A 1,066-nucleotide genomic window follows, 5' to 3' on the forward strand; every position below is an offset into this window, starting at 1 on the left:
TCTAAAAAAATAGAGTATAAGCTCTAATTATTGAAAAGTAAAATGACTTGGAGTCATGCTATACGAATTCGTACTACTTTCATCAGCTCAAAATCCATTCCAGCGAGCTTTTGTGTGTCTGAATAGTAGGTTAGGTTGACTCGAGCGCCTTTTAGGTTTTTGTAGGTTTTTTGTCGCTTAAACTGAAATGGCGTATCGCAATCTTCAAGCATTAGCGTATTAACTAGCCAGCCATCATCTTGCTCACGTTGTACATGAGAGATAACTTTCTTGTCTTGGGAGTGGATAAGATTGCGATGCTTTTTGATGAGGCTATCAGCATCAGATTTTATTTTGGACATGGGGTTGTGGGTCTACTTAAGGAGGACTTTGTTTTAGTTTGGTGAGTAATGCCTGGGTGGCCATATGTTTAATAAGGTTCTTCCATCATTTTTAGGATATCGTTCAAAAAGGGCTTGATCGCTTCTTTGTCCGCAGTGCTTGCGCTCGACAGTATCTGTTTCACCATGGCTTGGTTTTTCTCAATAGCATTGCTTAACACTTGTTTGTGCTCCGGGCTGATGTCACTCGAATTCCTTAAGGCTTCAAGTCGGCTGGTGTCCATCATTTCCGGGTTCGCCTCAAATTCAATAGCGGCAGCCGCTTTGGTAATTCTTAAGGTGATCGCGGCCCACTCATCGATACTAGAGAAACCTTGAGACTGAACAAGCTGATTGGCGCTTGAATATAAGCCCGCTGCTTTCAGGGGGGATATCATGCTTTCAGGTGTCATCTTACTTGGATCTTCGACTTCGGTTTCATCCTTAGTCTTTGCTTCCAGTTGGGCTTGGTGCTTCTTACCCCAGTCTTCCAGGGCGTCTTGAGACTTCATCCAAGATGAAATTAGTTGTTCTGATAGCTTCGTATCGGTCGCAATGGCGTCTTTTGCATGGGCTGTCGCCAGCAATAATAAGCAGAAGGCGCTGACTAATTTTAGAAAATTCATATAAAAGATCGCTTAATTAATGGCTCTGTGAGTATTTTAATCGTGAAAACAATACGAACTCTACTATATTAAATAGCTATG

General features: G+C 41.9%; 2 protein-coding genes. Both read right to left on the reverse strand.

What is annotated here, in order from left to right; genetic code table 11:
• Positions 1 to 53: 53 nt before the first annotated feature.
• Positions 54 to 341, reverse strand: a complete 288-nt coding sequence (locus tag A3761_RS19560) for a hypothetical protein (protein WP_068512300.1) — start codon at positions 339 to 341, stop codon at positions 54 to 56.
• Between the two features lie 68 nt (positions 342 to 409).
• Complete coding sequence (locus A3761_RS19565; protein WP_068512296.1) at positions 410 to 985, reverse strand: hypothetical protein; 576 nt, start codon at positions 983 to 985, stop codon at positions 410 to 412.
• Positions 986 to 1,066: the final 81 nt, after the last annotated feature.

Source organism: Oleiphilus sp. HI0123 (assembly GCF_001635315.1).